The sequence below is a fragment of the Kribbella sp. NPDC031520 genome (assembly GCF_055580825.1).
In genome coordinates this window covers 890,394-916,721 of the sequence record NZ_JBVIKS010000003.1, presented here as the reverse complement: position 1 = coordinate 916,721, position 26,328 = coordinate 890,394, and the positions used below count along the sequence as shown (strand labels likewise).

General features: G+C 68.7%; 24 protein-coding genes. 13 read left to right on the top strand and 11 right to left on the bottom strand.

From position 1 onward, the window contains the following. Positions 1–5: 5 nt before the first annotated feature. Together ACZ5BU_RS19830 and ACZ5BU_RS19825 are read right to left on the bottom strand one after the other, a co-directional pair. Positions 6–1,331 carry a cytochrome P450 gene (locus tag ACZ5BU_RS19830; protein WP_465700766.1) on the bottom strand — a complete coding sequence of 442 codons (1,326 nt, stop codon included), beginning with the start codon at positions 1,329–1,331 and terminating at the stop codon, positions 6–8. 37 nt (positions 1,332–1,368) lie between these two features. Beyond that, positions 1,369–2,574 carry a PucR family transcriptional regulator gene (locus tag ACZ5BU_RS19825; RefSeq protein WP_465700765.1) on the bottom strand — a complete coding sequence of 402 codons (1,206 nt, stop codon included), beginning with the start codon at positions 2,572–2,574 and terminating at the stop codon, positions 1,369–1,371. A gap of 109 nt (positions 2,575–2,683) precedes the next feature. Here ACZ5BU_RS19825 and ACZ5BU_RS19820 point away from each other — a divergent pair, with 109 nt between their 5' ends. Then, positions 2,684–3,526, top strand: coding sequence for an SGNH/GDSL hydrolase family protein (locus ACZ5BU_RS19820; RefSeq protein ID WP_465700764.1), 843 nt, complete (start codon positions 2,684–2,686; stop codon positions 3,524–3,526). Between the two features lie 69 nt (positions 3,527–3,595). Here the strand turns inward: ACZ5BU_RS19820 and ACZ5BU_RS19815 are convergent, their stop codons facing one another. Next, positions 3,596–6,610 carry an alpha-mannosidase gene (locus ACZ5BU_RS19815; RefSeq protein WP_465700762.1) on the bottom strand — a complete coding sequence of 1,005 codons (3,015 nt, stop codon included), beginning with the start codon at positions 6,608–6,610 and terminating at the stop codon, positions 3,596–3,598. A 179-nt stretch (positions 6,611–6,789) separates the two neighbouring features. Here ACZ5BU_RS19815 and ACZ5BU_RS19810 point away from each other — a divergent pair, with 179 nt between their 5' ends. After that, a complete protein-coding gene (locus ACZ5BU_RS19810; protein WP_465700761.1) occupies positions 6,790–7,905 on the top strand; it encodes a TAXI family TRAP transporter solute-binding subunit in 1,116 nt (371 codons plus the stop codon). A gap of 18 nt (positions 7,906–7,923) precedes the next feature. On the opposite strand, the gene ACZ5BU_RS19805 is transcribed toward ACZ5BU_RS19810, so the two are convergent. Beyond that, entirely contained in the window at positions 7,924–9,267 is a 1,344-nt protein-coding gene (locus tag ACZ5BU_RS19805) for a sensor histidine kinase (protein ID WP_465700760.1), read from the bottom strand. Between the two features lie 36 nt (positions 9,268–9,303). Further along, complete coding sequence (locus tag ACZ5BU_RS19800) at positions 9,304–9,969, bottom strand: response regulator transcription factor (RefSeq protein ID WP_012918592.1); 666 nt, start codon at positions 9,967–9,969, stop codon at positions 9,304–9,306. Positions 9,970–10,087: 118 nt separating this feature from the next. Between ACZ5BU_RS19800 and ACZ5BU_RS19795 the strand changes: the two genes are divergently transcribed. Together ACZ5BU_RS19795 and ACZ5BU_RS19790 are read left to right on the top strand one after the other, a co-directional pair. After that, positions 10,088–12,082, top strand: coding sequence for a TRAP transporter permease (locus ACZ5BU_RS19795; RefSeq protein WP_465700758.1), 1,995 nt, complete (start codon positions 10,088–10,090; stop codon positions 12,080–12,082). Then, a complete protein-coding gene (locus tag ACZ5BU_RS19790; protein ID WP_465700757.1) occupies positions 12,079–13,041 on the top strand; it encodes a TAXI family TRAP transporter solute-binding subunit in 963 nt (320 codons plus the stop codon). Before ACZ5BU_RS19795 ends, ACZ5BU_RS19790 begins: the two co-directional genes overlap by 4 nt. Before the next feature lie 214 nt (positions 13,042–13,255). Here ACZ5BU_RS19790 and ACZ5BU_RS19785 read toward each other — a convergent pair whose 3' ends face one another. Then, positions 13,256–13,906, bottom strand: a complete 651-nt coding sequence (locus ACZ5BU_RS19785) for a hypothetical protein (RefSeq protein WP_465700755.1) — start codon at positions 13,904–13,906, stop codon at positions 13,256–13,258. 213 nt (positions 13,907–14,119) lie between these two features. Between ACZ5BU_RS19785 and ACZ5BU_RS19780 the strand changes: the two genes are divergently transcribed. Further along, positions 14,120–16,285 carry an autotransporter-associated beta strand repeat-containing protein gene (locus tag ACZ5BU_RS19780; protein ID WP_465700754.1) on the top strand — a complete coding sequence of 722 codons (2,166 nt, stop codon included), beginning with the start codon at positions 14,120–14,122 and terminating at the stop codon, positions 16,283–16,285. Here ACZ5BU_RS19780 and mgrA read toward each other — a convergent pair. The 3 genes from mgrA to ACZ5BU_RS19765 all read right to left on the bottom strand — a co-directional run bounded on the left by mgrA (position 16,254) and on the right by ACZ5BU_RS19765 (position 18,572). Beyond that, positions 16,254–17,288: an L-glyceraldehyde 3-phosphate reductase gene (mgrA, locus tag ACZ5BU_RS19775; protein ID WP_465700753.1), complete on the bottom strand. Its 1,035-nt coding sequence runs from the start codon at positions 17,286–17,288 to the stop codon at positions 16,254–16,256. The two genes, ACZ5BU_RS19780 and mgrA, sit on opposite strands and share 32 nt — an antisense overlap. Before the next feature lie 116 nt (positions 17,289–17,404). After that, positions 17,405–17,839 (bottom strand): PIN-like domain-containing protein, encoded by a 435-nt coding sequence (locus ACZ5BU_RS19770; RefSeq protein ID WP_465700751.1) that lies wholly within the window; start codon positions 17,837–17,839, stop codon positions 17,405–17,407. 19 nt (positions 17,840–17,858) lie between these two features. Further along, on the bottom strand, positions 17,859–18,572 hold the full coding sequence (locus ACZ5BU_RS19765) for a DUF433 domain-containing protein (RefSeq protein WP_465700749.1): 714 nt from the start codon (positions 18,570–18,572) through the stop codon (positions 17,859–17,861). A gap of 824 nt (positions 18,573–19,396) precedes the next feature. On the opposite strand from ACZ5BU_RS19765, the gene ACZ5BU_RS19760 reads away from it, so the two are divergent. Beyond that, a complete protein-coding gene (locus ACZ5BU_RS19760; protein ID WP_465700747.1) occupies positions 19,397–20,020 on the top strand; it encodes a flavin reductase family protein in 624 nt (207 codons plus the stop codon). Here the strand turns inward: ACZ5BU_RS19760 and ACZ5BU_RS19755 are convergent. Continuing rightward, the gene (locus ACZ5BU_RS19755; protein WP_465700746.1) at positions 20,001–20,963 is read right to left on the bottom strand and encodes a DUF1444 domain-containing protein; all 963 of its coding nucleotides are present in this window, start codon (positions 20,961–20,963) and stop codon (positions 20,001–20,003) included. The genes ACZ5BU_RS19760 and ACZ5BU_RS19755 overlap by 20 nt on opposite strands. Positions 20,964–21,127: 164 nt before the next feature. Here ACZ5BU_RS19755 and ACZ5BU_RS19750 point away from each other — a divergent pair, with 164 nt between their 5' ends. Then, a complete protein-coding gene (locus ACZ5BU_RS19750) occupies positions 21,128–21,637 on the top strand; it encodes an acyl-CoA thioesterase (protein WP_465700745.1) in 510 nt (169 codons plus the stop codon). A 44-nt stretch (positions 21,638–21,681) separates the two neighbouring features. Here the strand turns inward: ACZ5BU_RS19750 and ACZ5BU_RS19745 are convergent, their stop codons facing one another. Beyond that, positions 21,682–22,287, bottom strand: a complete 606-nt coding sequence (locus ACZ5BU_RS19745) for a TetR/AcrR family transcriptional regulator (protein WP_465700743.1) — start codon at positions 22,285–22,287, stop codon at positions 21,682–21,684. A gap of 53 nt (positions 22,288–22,340) precedes the next feature. Here ACZ5BU_RS19745 and ACZ5BU_RS19740 point away from each other — a divergent pair, with 53 nt between their 5' ends. From ACZ5BU_RS19740 to ACZ5BU_RS19715, 6 genes are all read left to right on the top strand, one after another. Next, the gene (locus ACZ5BU_RS19740; RefSeq protein ID WP_465700742.1) at positions 22,341–23,390 is read left to right on the top strand and encodes a DMT family transporter; all 1,050 of its coding nucleotides are present in this window, start codon (positions 22,341–22,343) and stop codon (positions 23,388–23,390) included. Further along, positions 23,278–23,691 carry a MarR family winged helix-turn-helix transcriptional regulator gene (locus ACZ5BU_RS19735; RefSeq protein ID WP_465700740.1) on the top strand — a complete coding sequence of 138 codons (414 nt, stop codon included), beginning with the start codon at positions 23,278–23,280 and terminating at the stop codon, positions 23,689–23,691. The genes ACZ5BU_RS19740 and ACZ5BU_RS19735 overlap by 113 nt, the downstream gene beginning before the upstream one ends. Position 23,692: 1 nt before the next feature. After that, complete coding sequence (locus tag ACZ5BU_RS19730) at positions 23,693–24,919, top strand: glycoside hydrolase family 3 N-terminal domain-containing protein (RefSeq protein WP_465700738.1); 1,227 nt, start codon at positions 23,693–23,695, stop codon at positions 24,917–24,919. Then, complete coding sequence (locus tag ACZ5BU_RS19725) at positions 24,916–25,251, top strand: YidH family protein (RefSeq protein ID WP_465700737.1); 336 nt, start codon at positions 24,916–24,918, stop codon at positions 25,249–25,251. The genes ACZ5BU_RS19730 and ACZ5BU_RS19725 overlap by 4 nt, the downstream gene beginning before the upstream one ends. Beyond that, on the top strand, positions 25,248–25,556 hold the full coding sequence (locus ACZ5BU_RS19720) for a DUF202 domain-containing protein (RefSeq protein ID WP_465700736.1): 309 nt from the start codon (positions 25,248–25,250) through the stop codon (positions 25,554–25,556). The genes ACZ5BU_RS19725 and ACZ5BU_RS19720 overlap by 4 nt, the downstream gene beginning before the upstream one ends. Before the next feature lie 139 nt (positions 25,557–25,695). Next, positions 25,696–26,328 carry a DUF47 domain-containing protein gene (locus ACZ5BU_RS19715; RefSeq protein ID WP_465700734.1) on the top strand — a complete coding sequence of 211 codons (633 nt, stop codon included), beginning with the start codon at positions 25,696–25,698 and terminating at the stop codon, positions 26,326–26,328.

Here is a 26,328-nt window from a genome sequence, read left to right as displayed (position 1 = left end):
GGCGTCTAACGCTTCGTGACCTGGACCTCCGCGCCGTGGCGGGGGACCAGGGTCACGTTCTTCGGCTGGGCCGGCTCGGGCGCCGGGTTCGGGGCCTGGAAGTTGTACGCGGTGAGGGCCGCCCGGAGGATCTCGGTGCCCTCCATCAGCGAGAATCCGGCGCCGATGCAGCGCCGGGCGCCACCGCCGAACGGCATCCAGGTGCCGGGCGCGGGCGGATCGTCGGACAGGAAGCGTTGCGGGCGGAAGTCCGCCGGGTTCGGGAAGTTCTCGCCGTCGCCGTGGACCAGACCGATCGCGGCCATGATCGTCGTACCGCGGGGCAGCCGGTAGCCCGCGATGTCGGCGGTCCCGGTGAGGCGCCGCCCGACCTGGTACACGACCGGATGCAACCGCAAAGCCTCCTTGACGATCGCCTCCAGTTCGTCGTCGGCGCCGGCATCGGCCGCCCGCTGCCCGAACCGCAGGTCCTCCGGCCGGCGCGCGAGCTCGTGGAACGCCCACGCCATCGCGGTCGCGGTCGTCTCGTGCCCGGCGAGCAGCAACGTGACCAGCTGATCGCGCAGCTCGACGTCCGACCAGTTGCCTGCGGCAAGCAATCGGGACAGTACGTCGTTGCGCCCGGCAAACGTCTCGCGGCGGCCGGCGATCTCGTCGTACAGGATCTCGTCGATCCGCTGCTGGGTGTCCAGGAACGTCTTCCACGGCCGGATCTTCAGCAGCGGCGGGTAGAACCCGCCGAGCATGATCACCGGCGACACCGAGACGATCTTGTCCATCAACGGGCGCAGCGTGTTCAGCCGGTCGACGTCGGTCACGCCGAAGATCACCTGCAGGATGATCTCCAGGGTCAGGTTCCGCATCCGCTGGTGCACCTTGAACGGTTGCCCGACCGGCCATTTCGCCACCTCGGCGCGGGCGAGCTCCAGTACCATCCCGGCGTACCCGCGCAGTGCCGCGCCGGAGAACGCCGGCATCAGCTGCTTACGCATCCGGACGTGGTCCTCGTCGTCCAGCAGCAGCAACGAGTGCGAGCCCATGATCGGCTCGAGCACCGTGTTTCCTTCGCCGGCGTGCATCACCGACGGCGGGCTGCCGAACACCTCGCGGATGTGGTCCGGCCGGCTCAGTACGACGCAGACACGGCTCGACGGCACCAGCCGGATCGTGAACACGTCGCCGTACTTGGCCCGCATCCGCGGGAAGAACGTCCGGCGATGACTCGCGAACAGCACGGTCTGCACGAGCGTCGGCAGCTTCGGGCCCGGCGGCAACGTCCGCGCCGTCTGCCGATCGAGCGTCCGGGAACCGAGCAAGGGTGTCGGAGCCATGCTTTTACGCTACGTCAGCCGGGTGAACTGTTGCCGATCACTGGGCGTCGAATGCGACAAGGGCCGCGACGATCCGGGGCAGCTGGTCGTCGCGTACCGGATCGAGACCGGTCAACCGCCCGACCTGCCGGAGCCGGTAGTCCACGGTGTTGGCGTGAACGTGCAGGTCAACCGCAGTCTGCCGCCGGTTGCGCGCGTTGCCTAGATACCTGCGCAGGGTGGCCAGCAGATCGTCCCGCCCGGCCAGCGGCGCCAGCATCTCCGCGAGCCGGTCCCGAGCAGGCCCGGGCCGGCTCAGCTGGTACTCGAGCAGCAGATCGTCCAGCTCGTACACACCCGGCGGCCGCCGGTGAATCCGTACGACCTCCAGCAGGTCGCGCACCAGCGCCACTCCCGCCGGAACCTCCTGCGGTGCGGTGGTCGCGACCGCGAGGGTGATGTCGACCCCGGCAACCCGGCTCAGCCGATCCCGGAGCCCGGCCCACTCCGTAGCAGCACCTCCCGCGCGGGCCGGGTTCGGGAGCAGGGCGATGCCGCCGTCGGCCGAGAGGCCGGACATCGCGCCGGGGATGCGATCGAGCTCGACCCGGATCCGTCGAAGCTTGCGGCGGGCAACGATCTGCGGGTCCACGCCGGGGCGGTTCTCGTCCGGGTGCGGACCGATCGCCAGGCCGGTGACGACGTACCCGGCCGGCAGCCGCAAGCCCGCGGTCTCCTCGGGCGGACGGCCCTCGACCAGGGCCGCGAAGACGGACTGGCGGGTCGCCTGGTCCTCGCCGGCGATCGACTGGCGTTCCTCGAAGTAGCTCGCGGACACCACCGCGGTCACCCGCTGCAGGAAGTCCAGGATCAGCCGGTTGAGCGCGATCGCATCGCTGAGCTCCGACGGCTGGAACCGCGCCGCGACGTGGTCCGCGCACACCTTCCCGCCGAGGTGGTACGCCGCGAGCAGCGCCTCCAGCGGTACCCCTTCCTCGGCCCGGCGGGTCGCCGACTCGCGCAGCGGGTCGAGGGCCGCGTCGGTCGGTACGACGCCGGTCCGGAACGTCTCGGCGAAAGCCCGCAGCGTTCGCTCGGTGACCCGCCGGATGTCGCCGTGCAACTCCTCCTCGGGCAACTGTGCGTACAGCGGGATGTCTGCGACCAGTCGCCGCAGTACGCCGTCGACCAGGGCAGCGAGATCGGTGCGGAGGATTTCGTGCACTGGTACGCCGCCGGACCGCAGCTCCTTGTGATCCGTCACAACGATCACCCCTCGAAGTCTGGGCGCGGCCCCAGCGACCGGCAGGTGCTTTGGGGTCGAACATTACTACCCAAAGGTAGTGACCGAACGGCGGCGAAGGGTGATGGTGATGAGACGAGGCGTCCTGCTGGCGGTGGGTGTGCTGGTGGCCGGGCTGGTGAGCGGTCCAGGTGTGGCGCGGGCGGACGGGCCGCTCGAGTACGTCGCACTCGGCGACTCCTCGGCAGCGGGGCCGTTGATCCCGCCGCAGGTCGACGTACCGTGCCTGCGCTCGGGCTTGAACTACCCGCACGTCGCGGCGGAGCAACTCGGCGCGACGCTGACCGATGTCACGTGCTCCGGTGCGGTGATCCCGGACTTCAGCGGGAAGCAGTTCGGCTTCGTGCCTCCGCAGTACGACGCTCTGAAGCCGACGACCGACCTGGTGACGGTCGCTATCGGTGGCAACGACACCGGCCTGGTGGCGGCGGCGCTCACCTGTATCAACCTGCTGCCGCCGCCTGCCGGTACGTCCTGCAAGGAGCGCTTCACCGCGGGCGGTACCGATCAGCTCGCCGCCCGGATCGATGCGACCGCCGCGCCGTTCGGTCAGGCGCTCGACGAGATCCGCCGCCGCGCGCCGCACGCGCGCATCCTGGTCACCGGATACGGCACGTACATTCGCCCGAACGGCTGCTACCCCGAGATCCCGGTCTGGCCGGTCGACGCCAACTACCTGCAGGCGACCATCGACCGCCTCGACGCGATGCTCGCGACCCAGTCGGCCGCGCACGGAGCGCAGTACGTCGACCTCCGCACCCCGAGCATCGGCCACGACGCCTGCGCCCCGATCACCGACCGCTGGCTCGAAGGCCTGATCCCGTCGTCCGCCGCCGCCCCACTACATCCCAGCGCCCGCGGCATGGCCGCCTTCGGCGCCCTGGTCGCCGGCTACGTCACATCAGCCGACTGAGCGGAAGTGTGAACAAGCGCTGGGGTCTGGGAACAAGCAATTGCCTGTTCACAGACCCCAGCGGGTGTTTCAGGAACGAGTGAAGCGGAGGGTCAGGATTTGGAAGGGGCGGAGTTCGAAGGTGACTCCGTTGTTCTGCAGGTCCCGGTCTGCTAGGTGGCGCTCGAGGAGGTCGACCTCCGTCGCCGAGGTGGCGGCGAAGGACGGGGTGACGGTGGCGCGGGAGCGGCCGCCGGTCGACTCGTACAGGCGGACGACGACGTCGCCGGACCGGTCGTCGGCCAGCTTGACCGCCTCGACGATCACGTTGTCGTTGTCAACGGCAACGATCGGCTCGACCGGGCCGGCGCCGCTGACGACCCGCTCCGGCAGGTTGATCCGGTAGCCCTCCTCGATCGCCTCCGGAATACCCGCGCCGACGACCAGTGCGTGGTTCACGACGTGCACGCCCTGGTCGGTCTTCGGGTCGGGGAACCGCGGCGCCCGGATCAGCGACGTACGGATCGTCGTGGTCGTACCACCGTCCTCGCGCGCGGTCCGGTTGATGTCGTGGCCGTACGTCGAGTCGTTGACCACGGCAACGCCGTACCCCGGCTCGCCGACGTGCACCCAGCGGTGCGCCGCGATCTCGAACTTCGCCGCGTCCCACGAGGTGTTCTGGTGGGTCGGCCGGAAGATGTGCCCGAACTGCGTCTCGGACGCGGACCGGTCCGCGTGTACGTCGACCGGGTACGCCGCCTTGAGGAACTTCTCCGACTCGTGCCAGTCCATCTCGGTCTCGATGTCGACCCGCTTGGCGCCCGGGCGGACCCGCAGCGTCTGGGTCACCGTCGACCGGCCGAAGGACCGCTTGACCACGACCGTCGCGACTCCGTCCACGGTGCTGAAGTCGACGCTGTCGACCTCGGTCACGTCCCGGACGTTGTTCTTGTAGAACGAGTCGACGTCCCACGCGTCCCAGTTGTTCGGCGTGTCCACATGCAGCTGCAGAAGGTTGCCCGCGGCACCTGGTGCGATGACCTCGCGCTGCGAGTCGATGTCGTACAGCGAGGTGATCAGGCCGCGCTCGTCGACGGTGACCCGGATCAGGCCGTTGTCGATGATGCCGTTCTCGACCGTGACGTCCTGGCCCTCGACGGTCGCGACACCGGCACCGAGGCCGGCGACACCGCTGCGGCCGTGCGGCGCGGCGTTGAAGACGATCTGCTCCGAACCGTCACCGGCCAGGGCCCGCTGGGCCTTCGCGATGATGGCGTTCAGCTCCTCGGCCACCCGCGCGTACGTCGCCTCGGCCTCGCGGTGCACCCACGAGATCGAGGAGCCCGGCAGGATGTCGTGGAACTGGTGCAGCAGCGCCACCTTCCACAGGCGGTCGAGGTCCTCGTACGGGTACGCGTCAAGCTTGCCCGCGACGACCGCCGCGGCACTCCACAGCTCGGCCTCGCGGAGCAGGTGCTCGGTACGCCGGTTGCCCTGCTTGGTCTTGGCCTGCGAGGTGTACGTCGCCCGGTGGATCTCCAGGTAGAGCTCGCCGGACCAGACCGGGGCGTGCTCGCGGTACTCCTCCTCGGCCGCGGTGAAGAACTCGGTCGGGGACTCGATCGTCACCTTCGGCGAGGCCTCCAGGTCCGCCACCCGGCGCGCGGTCGCGACGAACTCACGGGTCGGTCCGCCACCACCGTCGCCGTACCCGAACGGGACGAGCGAGCGGGTCGCCGCGCCGTTCTCCTGGAAGTTCCGCTGCGCGTGCGCGAGCTCGCGACCGGACAGGTCGGAGTTGTACGTGTCGATCGGCGGGAAATGCGTGAACACCCGCGTCCCGTCCAGGCCCTCCCACCAGAAGGTGTGGTGCGGGAACTTGTTCTCCTTGTTCCAGGAGATCTTCTGGGTCAGGAACCACTTCGACCCGGACAGCTTGACCAGCTGCGGCAGCGCCGCGGTGTAGCCGAACGAGTCCGGCAGCCAGACCTCCTGGGTGTCGATCCCGTACTCGTCCAGGAAGAACCGCTTGCCGTGCACGAACTGCCGGGCCAGTGCCTCGCTACCGGGCAGGTTGGTGTCGGACTCGACCCACATGCCGCCCACCGGGACGATGGTGCCCTCGGCAACGGCCTTCTTCAGCCGCTCCCAGACCTCCGGGTAGTTCTCCTTCACCCAGGCGTGCTGCTGGGCCTGCGAGAACGCGAAGACGAGCTCCGGGTACTCCTCGGCGAGGGTGGCGACGTTCGACACGGTCCGGGCCACCTTGCGGCGGGTCTCCCGGAGCGGCCAGAGCCAGGCGGAGTCGATGTGCGCGTGGCCGACCGCGGACAGCTGGTGGGCGCTCGCGTGCGCCGGCCGGCTCAGGACCTCGGTCAGCTCGGCGCGGGCGGCCGCGGCGGTACCGGCGACGTCCTCGTAGTTCAGGGCGTCCAGGGAGCGGCTCAGCGCGCGCAGGATCTCCTTGCGCCGCGGCTCGTGGACCGACAGCTCCTTCTGCAGGCTGTCCAGCGCCTCGAGGTCGAGGATCAGGTCCCACACCTCGGCGTTGAAGATCGCCAGGTCCGCGCGGGTCAGCCGGTAGATCGGGTGGTCGCCCAGTCCGGCGCCGATGTCGGTCTTCGCGTAGGCGTTGTCGAGCGGAATCTCCGGGTTCGCGGCCGCCTCGACGTAGAACTCGATGTGGTCGCCGGCCGAGGCCGCCGAACCGTCCGGACCGAGGATCGACAGCGGCGCGTACGTCTGCCGCGGGTGCAGGCCCTTGAGCGGCCTGCCGGAGGTGGTGTGCACGAGGCCCTCGGCGGAGAACCCGGGGCCGCCGCTGAAGCCGAGGTCGACGACGGCCTCGATCTCGTTGCCGGCCCACTCGGCGGGCACCTGGCCGCCGAACTTGAACCAGGCGGTACCCCAGGCCGGGCCCCACGGCTGGCCGATCTCGGCCTTCTCGTAGGTCTGCGCCAGCGCCTCGGCGGGGGACACGGGCTCACCGGGTGCGTGCCACACCTGGATGTCCAGTGGGACGGCCGCGCCGTAGATCGCGGGGCGGAGCCGCTCCCGCAGGGCGCGACTGAGCCGCTCCTCGATGAGTTGACGGTCGTCGTGCACGAAATCAGCCTCCGGGGAAGGATCCTCACGCGGCCGCGCGGCCGCACGGATGACAACGCTGTCACACCTACCCCTGGCCCGTCCAGACGCAGTTTGGGGTCTTACCCCTCGGTAGCGGTTCGGTTGCGGGGACCGACGCGGCTACCGGTGCGGCCTCATTGTTGTCTAGGTTGTCCTGCATGGATCGCCCCCGCCTGCTGACCCCTGCCCGGCCGACTGGGTTGACCCGCCGCAGCGTGCTCGGCCTCGGTGCCGCCGCCGCGTCGGGACTGCTGCTGCCGGGCTGCTCGCGCGGCCGCGCCGACGAGCCCGCTCCGTCGGGGCCGGCCGTGTTCGCCACCGGCAACAAGGGTGGCGTTTACTACTCGTTCGGTACGGCGCTCAGCGCGCTCACCAGCGAGGTCACCGGCGTCGAGTTGAGGCCGATCCCGACGAACGGGTCGGTCGACAACCTGGAGCTGGTCGCCACCGGCAAGGCCGACCTCGGGTTCTGTACGTCGGACTCGGCGCTGGCGGCCTACGAGGGCACCGGCGCGTTCAGCGACGGGCACCTCCGGTTCACCGCGCTGGCCCGGGTGTACGACAACTACGTGCACGTCGTCGTACCGATGGCGTCGAAGGCGAAGAGCCTCGACGACCTCTTCCCGAGCAAGAGCGATCCGAGCAAGAAGATGGTCGTCGGTGTCGGCCCGAAGAACTCCGGGACCGAGATCGTCTCGAACATGATCCTGAACAAGGCCAAGGCGGACCTGATCGCGAAGAACCCGTCCCTGGACGCGACCAAGGTCGACGTGGTCCGCCGGAACATGACGCTGGAGGAGATGGTCGCCGCCATCCAGCCGCAGGGCAAGGCCACCCGGGCGGCGCTGGACGCGTTCATCTGGAGCGGCGGGGTGCCGACCGACCCGATCGCGGACCTGCAGAAGGGCATCGGGTTCCGGCTGCTGGACATCGGCAACGTCGCCGAGGAGATCGCGCTGCAGAACTTCGGCGGGTTCCTGGTGTCGGCGATCCCGCCGTCGCAGTACGGTCTGGCCAGCTCGGTACCGACGCTGGCGGTCCCCAACTACCTGATCGCGAAGCTGAACCTGTCGGACTCCTGGGCGTGGTGGACGCTCAACACCCTGTTCCGCCGGCAGAACGACCTGGTCAAGGGCACCCCGTCACCCGGCGCCAGCCCCGGCACCGGCGGCCACCCCGAAGCCGGCGCACTGGACCCGCGCTCCGCCATCGCCACCATGCCGGTCCCACTGCACCCGGCCGCCGAACGCTGGTACCGCCAGAACCACACCTGACCCGCGCCGGGGCAGGACCTAGACGTCGTAGTCCTCGATCAGCGGGACGCGGACCTCGATCACCAGGCCGCCGCCGATCGGTGGGCGGGCAACCACCCGGCCGCCGACCCGGGCCGCCTCGGAGCGGACGATCGCCAGGCCCAGCCCGGTACCGGGCATCTCCCGGTGGTGGGCGCTGCGCCAGAACCGCTCGCCGACCTTCTTCAGGTCGCGGGAGCCGAGTCCGAGACCGTGGTCGCGGACCGACATCACCACTTCGGTGCCGTCCCGGGTGACCGAGACCTCCACCGGCGGTGCGCCGTACTTGGACGCGTTGTCGAGCAGTACGTCGAGGATGTCGTCGACCTCGAGCTCCGGCGCGACCCCGCCCGGGACCATCTCGCCGACGATCAGCTCCATGTCGTCCGCGGCGTACACGGCCTTCCAGCCGACCAGCCGCTCCTTCACCGCCTGGGCCAGGTCCAGCGGCTCTTCGTTGCCTTCGGCATCGGCCGCCGACGGACGGTCGGAGCCGGCCAGCCGGGACAGCCGCTGGACGATCCGCCCGAGCCGGTCGATGTCGCTCAGCGCGAAGCGCGCGGTCGGGGACAGCCGGGACAGGCCTTCGATGTGGATCCGCGCCGACGTCAGCGGCGTACGGAGCTGGTGCGACGCGTCCGCGACGAACTCGCGCTCACGCTGCCGCGCCTGGTGCAGGCTCAACGCCATCGAGTTGAAGCTGTCACCCAGCCGTCTCAGTTCCGGTGCGCGACCGTCGGTCGACACCCGCGTGTCGAGGGCACCGCGGGTGATCTGGTGGGTCGCGTTGTCGAGGTCCTGCAGCGGCCGCAGCACCCAGCGGGTGATCGGCCGGACGATACCGACGATGATCGCGCCGATGCTGATCAGCAGACCGCCGAGGAGCAGCAGCAGCCCGCTCTGCACCTGGTCACGGGCCTTCTCGGTCGGAACCCGCAGTACGGCGGCACCGAGCACGCTGCCGTTGTTGACGACCGGACGGGACACGATCATCTCGCCGGTCCGCCAGGGCCACAGGGCTGGCGGCTCGGCCGGCAGACGGCCTGCCAGCGTGCTGTGCAGCGCCGCCGCGATGTCCTCCTCCTTGACGTCCACACCGGACACCGACGTGGCGACCACGCGGGAGTCGACGTCGACGACGAAGACCGGGGTGTTGTAGAGCTCCTGGTAGCGCACCGCGAGCTCACGCAGGTTCGCGATGTCGCCGGTCTGCAGAGGCGACTCCGCCATCGCGGCGAACCAGTCCGCGTCGTTGCTGCGGGACAGGAACAGCGTGCGCGACGTACTCGTGGCGATGAAGTTCGCCAGCGGGATCACGGCGACGATGGCCAGCGCGACGACCATCGGGACAAGGGACTGCAGTAGTCGACGGCGCAACGGTCAGTCCGAACCCAGACGGTAACCCACGCCGCGGATGGTCTGCACCAGTTCCGGCCGGCCGAGCTTGGCGCGCAGGCTCGCCACGTGTACGTCCATCGTGCGCGACGACGCCTCGAACACCGACTGCCACGCGTACAGCGCGACCTGTTCCCGGGGGACCACCCGGCCGTGGTGCGCGGCCAGTACTGCGAGCACGTCGAACTCCTTGCGGGTCAGGCTGATGGGCTTGTCCGCCACCTGCACCGTCCGGGCCTCGATATCGACGGTCAGGTCGCCGACAGTCACCCGGGGGCGGGGCTGCAAGAGACCGGTACGACGAAGTACAGCATCGATACGGGCCAGCAGCTCGGAAATGGCGAACGGCTTCACCACGTAGTCGTCGGCGCCGCTGCGCAGCCCCCGGACCCGGTCGGCCGCCTCGCCCCGGGCGGTCACCGCGATCACCGGTACGTCGGAGACCGTACGGATCTGCCGGCACACGTTGATACCGTCCCCGTCCGGCAGCCCGAGGTCCAGCAGGACCAGGTCGCCAGGATCCGCCGCCAGGGCGTCCGCGGCCGTCCGGACGTGCGTCACCATCAGGCCGTAACGCCGCAAGGCGGGTATCAGGGCATTGGCGATATCAAGATCGTCCTCGACCAGCAGAATCCGCACCGCGCCACTCATGCGGTGATCGTAGGCCAGGTCACGGCCCGATGTGTCAGATCTTGGTAAAGACGTAATCACGCGACTCCGCGCAGTGTTCGGCAACATTAACCTTCCGGACACAGGAGGGAATCGCTTCATGACTGTCGGTGTTGGTGCCGAGGGCCTGGCCACGCCCTCCGACGAGGAACTGGCCGAGTACGAGCAGGAACGCCCCGCTCGGCGGCTCCGCCCTGCACTGAATCTGGCGGTTTCGGTCTGGTGCGCAATCATCAGCGTCAGCGTGCTTGCACAGGTCTTCTTCCCCTTACCACAAGGCACGCAGTTCTACTTGGTGATCTTTCTCGCAGCGGTTCTGCCGATCACTCTGCTGTGTTACCGGGGCCTTCCGGGCCGCAAGGGCACGCATGACGACCCGGGGATCCTGGACTGGGTCCTCGCCCTTGTCGCCCTGGCGGTCTGCGTCTACCCGCTCTTCGACTTCGACGGCTACCTCGAACGTCGGCAGGCTCCCACCACGTTGGACGTGGTGGCGGGCGCCTTGTTGTTGGTGCTCCTGCTTGAGGCGTGTCGTCGTACGACGGGCTGGGTCCTGCCGGTGTTCAGCCTCGTCTTCATCGCGTACGCGTACTACGGCGGCTACCTGCCCTACACGTGGTCGCTTGCGCATCAGGGCTTCAACTTCGACGCGATCATCGCCCAGTTCACTATGGGTACGGCGGGGTTCTACGGGACGCCGTTGGGCGTTGCGGCGTCGTACATCGTGCTGTTCACGATCTACGGCGCGGTGCTCGACTACTCGGGCGCGGGCAAGTTCTTCATCGAGCTGTCCTTCGCAGCCTTCAAACGCAGCCGTACGGCGCCTGGGCGGACCGTCACGCTCGCGGGCTTCCTGCTCGGCAGCGTGTCGGGTTCGGGTACGGCGACTGCGGTGTCGCTCGGCACCGTCTCGTGGCCGATCCTCCGCCGGGCCGGGTACCCGCCCGAGCCGGCGGGCGGGATGCTCGCGGCGTCCGGGATCGGCGCGATCCTGTCACCGCCGACGCTCGGGGCGGCCGCGTTCATCATCGCGGAGTTCCTGCAGGTCTCGTACCTGAAGGTGCTCGGGTTCGCGGTGATCCCGACGCTCCTGTACTACCTGGGCATCCTGCTCGCGATCGAGATCGACGCCCGCAAGCACGGGACCACTTCTGCCGAGGTGTCGTCGGACTCGGCGTGGAGGTTGCTGCTGCGGTTCGGGTACCACTTCCTGTCGCTGTTCGTGATCATCGCGTTCATGGCGGTCGACGTACCGCCGTTCAAGGCCGTCGTCTATGCGGTGATCATCCAGTTCGGGCTGTCGTTCCTCGACCGTGAGCACCGGCTGACTGTTGGTCCCCTGTTCAAAGCGCTTGCCCAAGGCACCCGTTCGGTACTGCCGGTGGCGGCGACGTGTGCGACAGCGGGTGTGATCGTGGCGGTCACCACCCAGACCGGGCTCGGGCTGAACCTCGCGGAGATCATCGTGGGGGCGGCCCGCGGGCTGACTTCGAACCACACCGTGGTGCTGATCCTGACCGTGGTGCTGTCCGGGTTCGCCGTACTGGTCCTTGGGCTCGCGGTGCCGGTGACCGCGTCGTTCATCATCGCGGCGGTGATCATCTCGCCGGCGCTGGTGAACCTCGGCGTGACGCAGCCCGAGGCGTACATGTTCATCTTCTACTACGCCGTACTCTCCGAGGTCTCACCGCCCACAGCGTTGGCCGCGGTGGCGACGGCCGCGATCACCGGCGGCAAGGTGATGCCGACGATGTGGCAGGCGTGGAAGTACACGCTGCCGGCGTTCCTGGTGCCGTTCGCGTTCGTACTCACCGACAACGGCGCGCACCTGCTCGGGCAGGGATCGTTCGCCGGCATGGTGTGGACCACCCTGGTGTCGATGCTGGCCGTCGCCGCGCTGGCGGTGGTGACCGGCGGCTGGGTGTTCGTCCGGGCGACCTGGCTCGAGCGAGCGGTCTGCGTACCGGCGGCCGCACTGCTGCTGTACCTCGCGCCGGTAACCATCACGGCCGGAATCTGTTTGCTACTTGTTGCCGTCGTCATCAATCTGGTCCGGCGGCAACGCCAGGCCACCGCCGTGGAAGGAACCGCATGAGATTTCGTCCCCTCGTGGCACTTGTTGCTGTCGTGTCCCTGGCCGCCTGCGGTGGTCAGCGTCAGCCCGCGGGGTCGTCGGACTCTGGCGGCCGGCTGACGATTGCCACCGGCAACACGACGGGCGTGTACTACCAACTCGGTGGTGCACTGGCCTCGGTGATCTCGCAGAAGATGTCCGGGTACCGCGCGACCGCCAGCGAGACCGGTGCCTCGGTGCAGAACATCCAGGGCCTGGTCGCCGGCAACTACGACATCGCGTTCTCGCTCGGCGACTCGGCCGCGGATGCGATCAACGGCGTGAACAGCTTCAAGACCAAGCAGGACGTCGTCGCGCTCACCCGCCTGTACAACAACTACACGCAGGTCGCCGTCCGGACGTCGGCGAACATCAAGTCGATCGCGGACCTGAAGGGCAAGCGCGTCTCCACCGGTTCGCCGAACTCCGGCACCGAGGTGATCGCCCGCCGGCTGCTCGAGGCGGCCGGGCTCGATCCGGCGCGCGACGTGACGGCGCAACGACTCGGTCTGCCGGAGTCGGTGGACGCGATGAAGTCCGGGTCGATCGACGCGCTGGTCTGGTCCGGTGGGCTGCCGACCGGCGGCATCACCGATCTGGTCACCAGCATGGGCGACGGCGTGAAGCTCTTGCCGATCACGGAGCTGCTGCCCAAACTGCAGGAGAAGTACGGATCGGTCTACTCGGCGGCACCGATCCCGGCGGCGACCTACAAGCAGCCGGCCGACGTTCCGACGATCGTCGTACCGAACGTGTTGCTGGTCCGCAAGAACATGAAGGACGAGCTGGCCGAGCAGCTGACCAAGACCCTGTACGACAACCTGGATGCGCTGGTCGCGGTGAACGCAGCCGCGAAGGGCATCACGCTCGACAAGGCCGACAAGACCGACCCGGTGCCGCTGCACCCAGGCGCGAAGAAGGCGATCGACGGCTTGCGGTGACTACTTGCTGGGTACCGGGATGTGTTCCGGCGGCACCCAGCACACAGACCGTCCTCCCTCGCACACCAGGCGCAGCGGGGGAGGACGCAGGGCCCCGGCTCCGCAGATCAGGCGCAGCGGCGACGGGACCCGGGCCGGCTTCCACAACCAGGCGCAGTGGGAGTCGGTGCACCCGGCCCGGTTCCGGCGGAGGCATCCGCCGGGGCCGGGTCTTCTACTCGGACTCCTCGTGCGGCATCGGCGTGCCGTACAGGTAGTGCGAGAGCGCGGAGTCACGCTTCGGGTGGGCGTGGTACTTGATCGGTACGACGCGTCCTTCGGCGCTGTCCCACGCTGTGTCGGCCATCCGCCACATCCGGTGCGCGAGCCGGCCGGCCATCCCGGTGTGCGGTGACACCGGGTGCGCCCTGGTCGGCGCGACCTCCTCCGCCTCCAGCAGGTCCTCGGTCAGCGAGTTCACATCCGGGTCGTCGAGCTGGTCGGCGATCTGCCGGGTGTAGGTCGCCTCCATCGCCTCGTGCTCGTCGAGCAGCCAGTCGATGTGCTGCCACAGGTCGTCGTGGTGGAGATGCAGGAAGCGGCTGTCGCCGTACTGCCGTCCCTTCAGGTAGCGCAGCGAGCGCTCCAGTTCCTTCGCGTTGCCGACGTACTTGGTGACCAGTTCTTCTCCATCGGGGAGCCGGCGAACGTGCGGGAGGAGCACGTCCTCGGCCGCGGCCAGATGCTGCGCCGCGATCGCGTAGAACCAGTCCGTCTGATGCCGGTGCTCAGGATGCGCCGCGTCCGGGTGGTGCGCCGGCTCGGCCAGCTCCCGGATCCGCGCGTGTTCGTACGTCAGGGCCATTTCGAGCGTCGAAGCGGTCATGGCAAACCACCTCCTGGAGGGTCTTCCCTCCAGCCTGTGCCCATTGTCCGGAGAGCGCAACCGGACTGCCGCGCTACGTGATCGACCGGTTCACGAGGTGGAAGCTTCTCCGTGAAGATTCGCCTGAATCGCTCTGAGCCACGGCGCCCTTCCCCTATGGTTGTCGCGCTCGTCGCCAGGTGGCGGGGAGCCCGACCCAGGGAGGCCCGTAGCGTGACGGTACGACGCCCCGGCGCGCTGCGTGCGATCCGGCTGCTGCTCACCGCGATCGCGCTCGCCGGCCCGGGCGCCGCAGCAGTCCAGCCGGGAGCGGTCGCCGCCACGGCCGGGGACATTACGGGTGACGTCCTCGCTGGGCGGAACGTGACGCTCAGCGGTGATGCCTCGATCACGGTGCCGGCCGGGACCACGACCTACGGAGGTGTGATCAGCGGTGAAGGGACTCTGCGGATCAGGGGACGTGGCACGCTGATCCTGACGAAGGACAGCGACTTCACGCTGCCCAAGGCACAGCAGCGGCAGAGCGTCCGGATCCTCGGCGGTAATCATCCGTACGTCGTCGTCGGGAAGCCCGACCAACCTGCGGTGATCGTCGACCGCGGTGCCACGCTGCAGTACGGGAACGGCGGCACCACCGGCGTGATCGGGCGGTTCCCGTACAACACCCCGGGCTTCCAGCTCAACCAGGACAACATCGAGGTCAACGGCACCCTTCGGCTGTCGGTCACCCGCGCGATCAACCTCGGCACCATCAGCGGCTCCGGGCTCGTGACGCAGCCACGGTTCCTGTGGGGCACGCTCGATCTCGCCGGCACCCAACCGTTCTCCGGTGTGATCGACAACGGGACCGGTGCGGCGGCCGGCAAGCCCGAGTCCGCGGTCGCGCTGCCCAACGTTCGCGCCGTCCTCAACCAGGGAACGTGGACGATCGACACCCCGCTGGACCAGACCGTCGTACTGCGGCAGGACTTCTACCAGCGCGAGTACGGCAGCGACATCAACGTACAGTCGCGGCCTGGTGGAAAGGTCGTGCTTGCCGGTCAGTACAGCTACTCCGATTCCGGCGGGGACACTCGGCCGTCGCTGAGCGATCCGTCGCTCAACTGGCGGAGGATCCCGCACGATCTCAACAAGCGCGGGACCAACATCAAGGGCGCCGACGTCCAGTGGGGCGACGGCACCACGCACGACATCTTCATGCCGGGCACGGCGGCCACGGTCTACATCAACCTGCTGGCGGCCCGGTCCCGCTCGAAGTTGACCTTCGCCTACAACGGCCCGGTGACACTCGGCGCGCCGATCGGCGGCGGCGTCTTCCACGACACGCTCAAGTCGCCGGGCGCGGGCGACATCGTGATCAAGGGGGTGCGTGGCAACGATGTGACGTTCTCGGCGAACCAGTACTACAACGGGTCGACGACGATCGAACGCGGCGCAGTCCTCCGGCTCGGCGGTGCGCGCGGCGACGGGAGCTTGCTGACTCAGGCCGCGTTGTTCAAGGTGGTCGACAACGGCTCGCTCGTGGTGCAGAACGTGCGAAACGCCATCGCGCTGTCGAAGATCAGCGGCACGGGCTCCTTGACCCAAGCCGGCCCAGCCACGACCCGCCTGACCGGCGACCTCACCTACACAGGCAGAACCACGATCACCCAGGGAACCCTGGCCCTCAGTGCCGGCACGCTCCGCAACAGCAGGGCCATCGCCCTCACCCGCTCCGGCGCTCGCCTGGACCTGACCGCCGCGGGCAACCAAGCCCTCCGCAACCTCACGATGGCCGCTGGTACGACGCTCATGTCGAGTCGCCGCGCCGTCGTCAGCCTGAGTGGTAGGTCCACCCTCGCCGGCACCGTCTCAGGTGGCGCGCTGGTGAGCACCGGCACCCTCACCGGGTCCTTCACAGTCGCCGGCGACTACACCCAAACTCGCACTGCCCGTCTGATCGTCCCGCTCGACGCGAGACCCCCTCAGATCACCGGCACGGTGAAACTGGCCGGCGCCCTGCAGCTCGCAGGCGCAATCACCCGACCAGGCGACCGCCGAGAGATCACCCTCATCGACAACACCGGCCCGAGCCCGGTCACCGGTACCTTCATCGCCCTCCCCGAGGGCACCAGGCTCACCCTCGCCGGAAGCCCGTACGCCATCACCTATAGGGGTGGCACCGGCAACGACGTCACGCTGAAACCCATCCATGCCGGCGGACCCGCCGTCGCCCGGAACCACCCCGCCGGCGACACCACGCCCGCGGACACCGCGGCGACGACCGGCGGTTCGTCGTACTGGCGCTCAGCCGGTCTCGCCGCGCTGGCCGTGGTGGCCGGCGTACTCGGGCTCGTCCTTGTCCGGGTCAGGCGTCGGAGCTCTTCTTCCAGAGGTTGATGCCGGCCTCGACCGCGTCGGCGTCGATCGCTTCCAGCTCCTCGGGGGAGAACTTGAAGTTTTTGACCGTGGCGAGGTTGTCCTCGAGCTGGGCGACACTGGAGGCGCCGATCAGCGCGCTGGTCACGCGGTCGTCGCGCAGGGTCCAGGCGAGCGCGAGCTGGGCCACGGACTGTCCGCGCTCCTTCGCGATCTCGGCCAGCGCGCGGACGTGCTTGAGGGTGTCCTCGGTCAGCGAGTCCGGGTTCAGCGACTTGCCCTGCGCGGCCCGCGAGTCGGCCGGGATACCGTCCAGGTACCGGTTCGTGAGCACACCCTGTGCGAGCGGCGAGAACGCGATCACGCCGACGCCGAGCTCACCGACCGCGTCCAGCAGGTCCTCCTCGATCCACCGGTTCAGCATCGAGTACGACGGCTGGTGGATGAGCAGCGGCGTACCGAGCTCCTGCAGGATTCGCGCGGCCTCCCGCGTCCGGTCCGCGGAGTACGACGAGATACCGGCGTACAGCGCCTTGCCCGAGCGGACCGCGGCGTCCAGCGCGCCCATCGTCTCCTCGAGCGGGGTGTCCGGGTCGAACCGGTGCGAGTAGAAGATGTCGACGTAGTCCAGGCCCATCCGGCTCAAGGACTGGTCCAGCGACGCGAGCAGGTACTTCCGCGAGCCGCCGCCCTGCCCGTACGGCCCCGGCCACATGTCGTACCCGGCCTTGGTCGACAGGATCAGCTCGTCACGGTACTTCTTGAAGTCCCGCGCGTAGTGCGTCCCGAAGTTCGTCTCGGCCGACCCGTACGGCGGCCCGTAGTTGTTCGCCAGGTCGAAGTGCGTCACACCGAGGTCGAACGCCCGCCGCAGGATGTCCCGCTGCGTCGCGAACGGCTTGTCGTCACCGAAGTTGTGCCACAACCCCAGCGAGATCGCCGGAAGCTGCAGCCCGCTCCGGCCCGTCCGCCGGTAGCTCATCTGGTCGTCATACCGGCCCTCAGCCGCCACGTAATCAGTCACGGGACCTCAGTCTGCCCCATGTAACAACAAGTTCAAACCCCCTTGTTTGCAAGCAGAAACCCAATAGATAACACCAAGAACCAGGGCTTCTTGATGATGCGGGGTGGAGCGCGGACTCAGACGGTGAGGTCGAGCGCAGTGAGACGATTTCTGCTCGCCAGGTAGATGAATGGTCCCGGTTCGTCGGCCAGATCCTCCAGTCGGCGCCAGCGCGTCATCACGACCTCGAGTTGCCCCCACTTCGTCCGGGCGTCGGCACCCGCCAGCGCGATCAGCTTCGCGCCGCTCTCCCGGACGGCGCGCCGCTCGGCGGCGTTCTCCCGGATGTTGCGGTCCCGCGAGACGATCAGCCACCCCTGCGCTGCGACGATCGGCAGCCAGGTGGCGTCCGGCGTACCAGGATCGGCTATGGGCGACGGCGGACGTCTCCGCTTGTGCAGGACGGCCCCTGGATCGCCGGGGCATGTCATGTCGTTGCGTAGCGAGCACAGCACTTTGGCCAGGCCAAGGATGTCGGCATCGAGGTAGTAGCGAACTACGGATTCGCGCACGGGTTCGTCCAGCGGCCGGTCATGCCGCAGCGCGCCGCTGCTCCTCGTACGACAGTGCCCACCGCACCTCGGCGACGGAGATGCTGAAATCGTCGGCAACTTCCTCGGCCGACGCGCCTTCCTCCGCCTCGTCGAAGATTGCGGCAGTGCTGATACCCGCCACTGCTGGACGTCCGAACCGTACGTCGGGCCGAATCTCCACCGGGGACTCCGCCGTGTGAGGTTTCCAGCCCGCTGCGCGGTCGCCGTCCCACACCACCCGCTCCATGAACGTCTCACCCGCATACGTGAGCATCAGTTGCGTTCCAACGCAGCTGACGACCTGGAACTCGGGCGCTAGGCTCACCGCCTCCTGAGCCTGCAGAACCAGCGTGCGGCCGCTGACCCAGGGCCTGCTGTGCGCGAGCGGGTACGGAATTCCCAGCTCCGCGCGGAGGACCGAGATGAACGCGCGCAGTTGTGGCATCGGGATCTGCCGACGGCGCCGGTACATGCTGAGCCAGCCGGCCTCGATGAACTCGGCCCAGGTCACCGCCCGGCGGCCGACAGGCTCGGGCCGGATGATCGGCTCGTACCGTACGCCTCGGCGTTCGCCGCCCTCGAGCCAGTAGTTGAGTGTCGACGACGGCAGCCCGAGCAGCCGTGCCGCTTCGGGCACGGAGTACAGCTCGCTGTCGAGCGCGGTCGGCGGGTTCGTCACGATGCCAAGTTTGCCAGAGGTTTCGAGGCTCATACGGTCTCCTTCGAGACGGCAGGTCGTGGCTCTTCCGACCTGACTCAGGCCAGGTCGGACCACGGGGGTGTGGGGTGGTGAAGAAGTGGAGGAGGTTGAGGAGGCTGCTGGTGGTGGGGCCGGTCCAGTGGCGTTGGTTGGGCCAGGGGGTGGCGGGGAGTTTGGACAGGGCCCAGGAGAGGTGGAACCAGGGCGTAGCGGCGGCCAGTTCGGGTTCTATGCTTGGGAGTCGGTGTGGTCGAGGTAGTCGGGGAGGCGGGCTGCCACCTGGGTGAGGGGGAGCTTGGCGAAGTCCATGGCGGGTGGGGCCTAGGCGGTGTCGCCCTAGTTCGATGAGGGCGCGGAGATCGTTGGCGGGTCCTACCAGAAGGTTGTGGGCGGCAACGGCTCCGTGGATCAGCACCTTCGGGCCGCTCGCGTCGATCCGCTCCGCCAGCCGGGTGAACCAGCCGATCAACCAGGTCGCCGTACCCGGATCGATGTACCCGATCAGCCAGCTCGTCGATCGTCCCCCACGGATCCGTCCATCCTCCGGCAATCCGCCCAGCCCGCCCACAACCTCCTGCTCTGTGCCCGCCCGCTCCTCGCGCGGTTGGGTCGGCGATGGGGCTGGGTGGGTGGTGGGTTGGTGTAGTTGGTGGAGGTTGGCCAGTCGCGGGGCCAAAGCTGGGGTGAACAGGTGCTCGCCGAGGGTGGAGGTCCGGTCTGCGACGCCGCTGGGGAGCTCATGGAGTTGGTCGGGGTCCACGCCTTGTTGTCTGGCGACGGTGGGGAGTCGGGGCTCTGGGTGCGGCGGCAGCCACCGGGTTTGATGTACTGCGGGCGTGCGTGTCGATGTGGATCCGGAGGCGGCCGGGCGCCGCAAGTTCTATGCGCTGCTGAACTCGGTAGTCGTTCCGCGGCCGATCGCCTGGGTGTCGAGCCGGTCGGCCGACGGCGTGCTGAACCTGGCGCCGCACTCGTTCTTCACGGTCGCGTCCGTGCAGCCGCCGATGGTGCAGTTCACCTCGGTCGGGCGCAAGGACAGCCTGAACAATGTCGAGGCCACCGGGGAGTTCGTGGTGAACTTCGCCGCCGAGCCGCTCTACGAACAGGTCAACGCGTCCGGTACGAACTTCCCGCCGGAGGTGTCGGAGTTCGAGGCGATCGGGGTCACCGCCGAACCTTCCCGTACGGTCGCCGTCCCGCGGGTGGCGGAGTCGCCGGTGGCGCTCGAGTGCACGCTGCACACCACGATCCCGGTCGGCGACTGCACGCTGGTGATCGGTCAGGTCCGGCACCTCGCGATCGACGCCGCGATGCTGGACGGCGACCACCCCGAGGTCCGCCGGCTCCGCCCACTCGCCCGGCTGGGCAAGGACGAGTGGAGCACCCTCGGCGAGGTCCGCGAGATCTCCCGCATCCGCTACGCCGACTGGCCCGGACACTTCACGCCTCCGGCTCGTTGAGAACGGCGGCGCGTTCGCGGGCGGTGAGGTGGTGGGCGAGGGAGTCGAGTTGTGGGGACAGGCGCAGCGGGTCGTGGCCGGTGGAGACGAGCGTGGTGGGGTGCCAGGTGAAGTCGGGGGTGACCAGGTAGACGTCGGGTGACAGCGGGCCTGGGTCGCGGGAGTAGCAGCGCGCTGCGATCCTCATCATCAGTCCGAGAGCGGGGATCATGCGCAGGTCCTCGATGACGTGCAGGATCAGGGTGTCGCGGGCCGGCAGCGCGGCGAGCACGCCGTACGGCGGGGGTTCCACGTGCAGGGTCTCGCGGAGCACGGTGTCGAGGACCAGGGCGCGTGAGGCGGCGTACCCCTTGCCGCTGATGAAGGTGATTCTCAGACCGTTCTCGTCCACGGTCTCGGCGTGGTCCTCGAGGCGGCGGAGGTTCGTGAGGCCGAAGCGGTCGGCGTCCGACCGGGTCAGGCCGAGGTCGGCGGGATCCAGGAACATCGAGACGATGCTGTCGACGTCCGTCGACGGGACCGCGATCAGGCCGGGCAGGAAGTCGGCGCGATCGGTCGTCCAGTCCGGCGGCAACGCGTCGCGCGGGACGATCCGCTGGATCAGCTCGCGCTCGGGGTCGGCCGGCAGTGGCGGCGAACCGTTGCGGAGCTGCGCCGTGACGTGGTTGAAGTGTTCCTCGATGAGCGCCGGCCAGCGGTCCTCGTCGACTCGGGCCACGTAACGAGCGAGGTTGCTCAGCCCGAGCAGAGGTTCGTCCGTGGAGCCGTCGATCGGTACGAGCTCGGCACCGCCCCGGTAGGTCAGCGCGAGGCCGGCGTCGGCGGCCGTTCGTAGGGCCAGGTGCACGAGACGGTCCACCTGTCGTCGGGACAGTGGCGGCAAGACGGAGTCGGGCAGGGAGTGGTCGTTGCCGTGGGCATGTTCGGTGGTGTCGACAGGCATCGCGGGCCTCCGGATCGGTGCAGCGGCGGGGGAAGTCGGCAGAGAAGGTACGAGGATCGGACCCTGTCGAAACGGTGGATTCGTACCTGTGGACAACCGTCCGGATACCCTGCGGCAGACCGGAAGCAGGCGGACCCGGACAGGCCGGGAAGAAGGAGTGGCGAATGTCCAGCAGCCCGTCGTCGCGGCCGACCTCTGAGACGCGGCTGTCGCTGTCGCACATCACCGCGCAGAACGAGACCAACTTGCTCGGCACGGTGCACGGAGGCGTGATCATGACGCTGGTCGACTCGGCTGCGGGCGTGGTCGCCGCGCGGCACTCCGGCGGGCCCGCGGTCACGGCGTCGATGGACGAGATGGTCTTCCTGGTTCCGGTCCGGGTGGGTGATGTCGTGCACTTCAGTGCCCAGGTGAACTGGACCGGCCGCAGTTCGATGGAGGTCGGCGTGCGGATCACCGCCGATCGGTGGGACGCGGTGGGTCCGCAGGTGCATGTCGCGTCGGCGTACCTGGTGTTCGTCGCGGTGGACGAGGACGGGCATCCGCGCGAGGTACCGCAGGTGGTGCCGGTCACCGACGAGGACCGGCGGCGGCTGCGGGAGGCCGAGATCCGGCGCAGTCACCGGCTCGCCCGACGAGCCGCGATCATCGCCTCCCGCGAGGCCGACCGCTAAAGGCCACCGGTGAGGTGAGGCGGTGAGGTGGGCGCCGGGGTGGGCTAGGTGCGGGGCCAGGTGGATAGGAGGTCTTTGGCTGCTCGGGTGGCTATTTCGGGGGCTGTTGTGAGGGCGGCGACTCGGTAGGTGATCAGGGCGCCCTCGTGTAGGAGGAGTAGCCGGTCTGCCAGTTCGCCGGGGTCGGCGAAGGCGGCCGCGCGCGCCTGGGCCTCGAACTCGGAGCGCATCCATTGCTTCTGGCCGACGATCACCGGCATTGCCGGATGGTCCGGTGCGGCCAGTTCGACGCTCGCGTTGATGAAGCCGCACCCGTTCCGCGACCCGGCCAGCCAGTCGGTCAAGGCACCGAACAGCGCGAGGATCACCGCCTCGGGCGTCGCCGGATCCCGCTCCGCCAGTTGTTCGTCGAGGAACCGGTGCCAGGCGCGGTCCCGCTCCTCGAGGTACGCCGCGATCAGCCGGTCCTTCGACCCGAAGCGGTCGTACAGCGTCTTCTTGGTCACGTCCGCCGCAAGAGCGATCGCGTCGACGCCGACCGTCCGGATCCCCTGCTCGTAGAACAGCGTCGACGCGGCGGCCAGGATCCGCTCGCCGGCCGGGGTCAGCCGCGGCGCCGCAGGCACCCGGCGGTCCACGAGCAGTCTCATCTGCTGGTCCAGCATACTGACAGTATACCGACCGGTGTGGTTACCGTCGTCGCATGAAGGCATTCAGCTTGGCCGCCGGCGCCGGTTTCGTCGTGTTCTGGAGCTGCGGATTCATCGGCGCGCGGTGGGGGACGGAGTACGCGACGGCCTTCGACCTGCTCGCCTGGCGGTTCCTCGTCGCGGGCGCGATCGCCACGGTGGTACTGGCGATCCGGCGGCCGCGGATCTCCCGGCGGGATCTGGCGACACAGGTGTGGATGGCGTTCCTGACCCAGTTCGTGTACCTGGGCCTGATCTTCACCGGGATCGATCACGGGATCACCGCCGGCGTCACCGCCCTCATCGGCTCGTTGCAGCCGATCCTGATCGCCACGGTCGCCGGACCCCTCCTCGGCGAACGCGTCAGCAGGCGTCAATGGATCGGTCTCGGCCTCGGCCTCATCGGAGTGGCGCTGGTAGTGGCCGACGACCTCAACGTCTCCTCGCCACTACTGTTCCTACTTCCCTTCGGCGGTCTCCTCGGCCTGGTGGCCGGTACCGTCCTCGAACGCCACAGAAGGCCGAACACGAGCTCCCTCGACGCACTGGCCGTCCAGAGCCTCACGTCGGCGGTCCTCTTCACTGCACTGGCCGCGTCGACCCATCGGCTGACAGCGCAGGACCAGCCGGCCTTCTACGGCGCGGTCCTCTGGCTGGTACTGCTGGCGACCGGTGGCGGCTGGGGCCTGTACCTCGTCAACCTCAAGCTCTCCGGCGCTACCCGCATCAGTGCACTCCTGTACCTCGTACCGCCGACCACGATGGTGTTCGCGTTTCTCCTGTTCCACGAGACGATCGGAACGCTCGCTGTTGTCGGCATGCTGATCTGTGCGGCCGCCGTGCTGCGGATCCGGGTCGGTGAACAAGTACGCTGCGGGGATGGCGGAACCCCGGTGGCTGAACCAGACAGAGGCCCAGGCCTGGCGCGCGTACATCGCGGCACAGCGCGTAGTGAGCAGCCGGATCGAGCAGCAGCTGCAGCGCGACGCCGGCATCCCGCACACGTACTACGAGATTCTCGTCCGGCTGTCCGAGGCGCCGGCGAACCGGCTGCGGATGAGTGAACTCGCCGTCGCCACGCTCGGATCCCGCAGCCGGCTCTCGCATGCGGTGAACCGCCTCGAGCAGAACGGGTGGGTCAAGCGCGAGGGTATCGAGTCCGACCGCCGCGGCCAGGTCGCGATCCTGACCGAGCTCGGCCGGCAGAAGCTGATCGACACCGCGCCCGGCCATGTCGAGGAGGTACGCAAGTCGATCTTCGACGCGCTCACCCCCGAGCAGGTCGAGCATCTGTACGACGTCTGCGCAACGCTGGCGAGGCACTCCGGAGACACCGTCGACCGCGCGGCGTGGGAGCGGAACTGAGATGAGGCGCCCGGTCGCGCTGCTCGCGCTGACTGCCCTCGCCGTCACCGGTTGCGGTGGCAACGGTTCCCAGACGACAGCAGGGCCCAGCACCATCCCTTCCTCGACCGTCCCCACGACCAAGGAACCCAGCCCGACCAGCGCGGCCACCACGCCCGAAGAAACACAACCAGCGCCTACGACAACCTCGAGCTGCGTCGACCAGAAGCTCGAGGCGCTCACCCTGCGGGAGCAGGCCGGCCAGCTCGTCATGACGGGCATCGCCGCCGCCGGAATGACGTCCGCCCAGCGGGCCGTCGTACGGCAGCAGAAGTCCGGCGGGGTGTTCCTCGTCGGCACCGGCGGCAGCCTCGCCGCCACGCGCATCGCGACGGCGGCGGTCAACGACGCCGCCACCGTGGAGGGCGTGCGCCCGTTGATCGCGGCGGACCAGGAAGGTGGCAAGATCCAGCGGCTCAAGGGTTCCGGTTTCGACCGCATCCCGGCCGCGACGGTGCAGGGCACGTGGTCGAGTTCGAAGCTCACGGCGCAGGCCCAGCAGTGGGGCAGCCAGCTGAAGCGGGCCGGCATCAACGTCGACCTCGCGCCGGTCGCCGACGTCGTACCCGATTCGCTCAAGTCGCAGAACGCACCGATCGGCCAGCTGGACCGTGAGTACGGCTCTACGCCCGGGCAGGCCGGGCAAGGTGTGACGGCGTTCGTCCAAGGCATGCGGAACGCCGGGATCGCGACCTCGGTCAAGCACTTCCCGGGGCTTGGACGCGTACGGGGCAACACCGACTTCGCGGCCGGGGTGGTCGACAACGTCACCGTGCGCGGCGACGCGGACCTGCAGCCGTTCGCGGACGGGATCGCCGCCGGTACGTCGATGGTGATGATCTCGACCGTGACGTACACCAAGATCGACCCGAAGAACCGCGCCGTGTTCTCGCCGACCGTCATCCAGGGCATGGTCCGCGGCGACCTCGGCTGGCACGGCGTCGTGATCACCGACGACGTCGGCTCGGCCGCCGAGGTGAAGTCGGTACCGGTCGGCGAGCGGGCGACCCGCTTCGTCGCGGCAGGCGGCGACATCGTCATCAACGCCGAGTCCGGGCTGACCGCGACGATGGTGAGCGCACTGGTGGCCAAGGCCCAGCAGGACAAGTTCTTCGCAGACAAGCTGACGAGTAGCGTGCGGCGTGTGCTGACCCTCAAACACGACTACGGCCTCGTGAGTTGCGGATGAGTGACGAGGAAGAGCCCGACTACCGGTTCACCCTCGCGAACGAGCGCACGTACCTCGCGTACCTGCGGACCTCGCTCGCCTGCTACGCGGGCGGCCTGTCCGCGGTGCAGTTCCTCGATCTCGGACCGGACCGCTGGCCGGCCCGGATCATCGGTATTGTGCTGGTCCTGACCGGAATCGTCACGACGGCCGGTGCGTTCCGGCGCTGGCAGCTCAACCTGTCCGCGATCCGACGCGGCGGGGCCCTCCCCGCGAGCCGGCTGCCGCTGATGCTGGGGGCAACGATCGCGACGGTCGGCCTGATCGGGCTGCTGTTTTCACTGTGGCGATGAGCACACCCGATCCAGGACGCCAGCCGGAGCGGACGCTGCTCGCGTGGCGCCGTACCGCCCTCGGACTGATTGCCAACGGCACCCTGCTGCTCGTCTCCGGGCACGGCTCGTCACAGGTCCGGACCGGACTCGGGATCGTCGTTCTCGTGCTGTCGCTGGGCTGCTGGACCGCCGTCAGCGCCGTCTACCGGCGGACCAAGGGTGGCGCGGTGCATGCCCTCGGCCACCAGCACGTACTGCGGGTCGCGGCCGCTCTGGTGCTCGTCGTCGGCCTCTTCGACCTGTACGCCGTGATCACCAAGTGAAACCGATCGGTCACCGACCGTCGTCGCACCCATGGGTGAGTTCATAACGACGCGATACGTTGACCCGGCGGATGCCGCGTCAGCGGTCCGTTCCCCCTAGCATGTTCACGGTTTGTCCCTCGTTCACCCGGAGCTTGAAGTGCCGTTACGTCTGCGTCCGAACGACCCGACGTTCTACGACCTTTTCACCGAGTCCGCCAACCACCTCGTGGCCGGATCCCGGATTCTCGCGGAGTTGCTCGGCAGTACGGCGGGAACCGGGCTGGCCTCCAGCCACCAGATCGCCGCCCAGATGAAGGACGCGGAACACGCGGCCGACGAGACCACGCACTCGATCATCCGGCGGGTCAACACCACCTTCGTCACCCCGTTCGACCGCGAGGACATCTACCGGCTGGCCTCCGATCTCGACGACGTGATGGATTTCATGGAGGAGGCCGTCGACTCCGTTCACCTGTTCAACCTGGAGAAGCTGCCGGAGGAGATCGCCGAGCAGATCGAGGTACTCCAGCGGGCCGCCCAGCTGACCGCGGAGACGATGCCGAAGCTGCGGACCATGAAGGACCTGGCGGAGTACTGGATCGAGATCAACCGGCTGGAGAACACCGGTGACGCGGTCCATCGCCGGCTGATCGCCAAGCTGTTCAGCGGCGATTACGAGGCCCTCATGGTGATGAAGGTGAAGACCGTGGTCGACCTGCTCGAGGCCGCGATCGATGCGTTCGAGCATGTCGCCAACACGGTCGAGCAGATCGCCGTCAAGGAGAGCTGA

Excerpts from the sequence above, each read along its gene's own strand:
- ACZ5BU_RS19830 (WP_465700766.1), bottom strand. The coding sequence starts at position 1,331 with ATGGCTCCGACACCCTTGCTCGGTTCCCGGACGCTCGATCGGCAGACG.
- ACZ5BU_RS19820 (WP_465700764.1), top strand. The coding sequence starts at position 2,684 with ATGAGACGAGGCGTCCTGCTGGCGGTGGGTGTGCTGGTGGCCGGGCTG.
- ACZ5BU_RS19810 (WP_465700761.1), top strand. The coding sequence starts at position 6,790 with ATGGATCGCCCCCGCCTGCTGACCCCTGCCCGGCCGACTGGGTTGACC.
- ACZ5BU_RS19805 (WP_465700760.1), bottom strand. The coding sequence starts at position 9,267 with ATGGTCGTCGCGCTGGCCATCGTCGCCGTGATCCCGCTGGCGAACTTC.
- ACZ5BU_RS19800 (WP_012918592.1), bottom strand. The coding sequence starts at position 9,969 with ATGAGTGGCGCGGTGCGGATTCTGCTGGTCGAGGACGATCTTGATATC.
- ACZ5BU_RS19795 (WP_465700758.1), top strand. The coding sequence starts at position 10,088 with ATGACTGTCGGTGTTGGTGCCGAGGGCCTGGCCACGCCCTCCGACGAG.
- ACZ5BU_RS19790 (WP_465700757.1), top strand. The coding sequence starts at position 12,079 with ATGAGATTTCGTCCCCTCGTGGCACTTGTTGCTGTCGTGTCCCTGGCC.
- ACZ5BU_RS19785 (WP_465700755.1), bottom strand. The coding sequence starts at position 13,906 with ATGACCGCTTCGACGCTCGAAATGGCCCTGACGTACGAACACGCGCGG.
- ACZ5BU_RS19765 (WP_465700749.1), bottom strand. The coding sequence starts at position 18,572 with ATGAGCCTCGAAACCTCTGGCAAACTTGGCATCGTGACGAACCCGCCG.
- ACZ5BU_RS19755 (WP_465700746.1), bottom strand. The coding sequence starts at position 20,963 with ATGCCTGTCGACACCACCGAACATGCCCACGGCAACGACCACTCCCTG.
- ACZ5BU_RS19750 (WP_465700745.1), top strand. The coding sequence starts at position 21,128 with ATGTCCAGCAGCCCGTCGTCGCGGCCGACCTCTGAGACGCGGCTGTCG.
- ACZ5BU_RS19745 (WP_465700743.1), bottom strand. The coding sequence starts at position 22,287 with ATGAGACTGCTCGTGGACCGCCGGGTGCCTGCGGCGCCGCGGCTGACC.
- ACZ5BU_RS19740 (WP_465700742.1), top strand. The coding sequence starts at position 22,341 with ATGAAGGCATTCAGCTTGGCCGCCGGCGCCGGTTTCGTCGTGTTCTGG.
- ACZ5BU_RS19730 (WP_465700738.1), top strand. The coding sequence starts at position 23,693 with ATGAGGCGCCCGGTCGCGCTGCTCGCGCTGACTGCCCTCGCCGTCACC.
- ACZ5BU_RS19725 (WP_465700737.1), top strand. The coding sequence starts at position 24,916 with ATGAGTGACGAGGAAGAGCCCGACTACCGGTTCACCCTCGCGAACGAG.
- ACZ5BU_RS19720 (WP_465700736.1), top strand. The coding sequence starts at position 25,248 with ATGAGCACACCCGATCCAGGACGCCAGCCGGAGCGGACGCTGCTCGCG.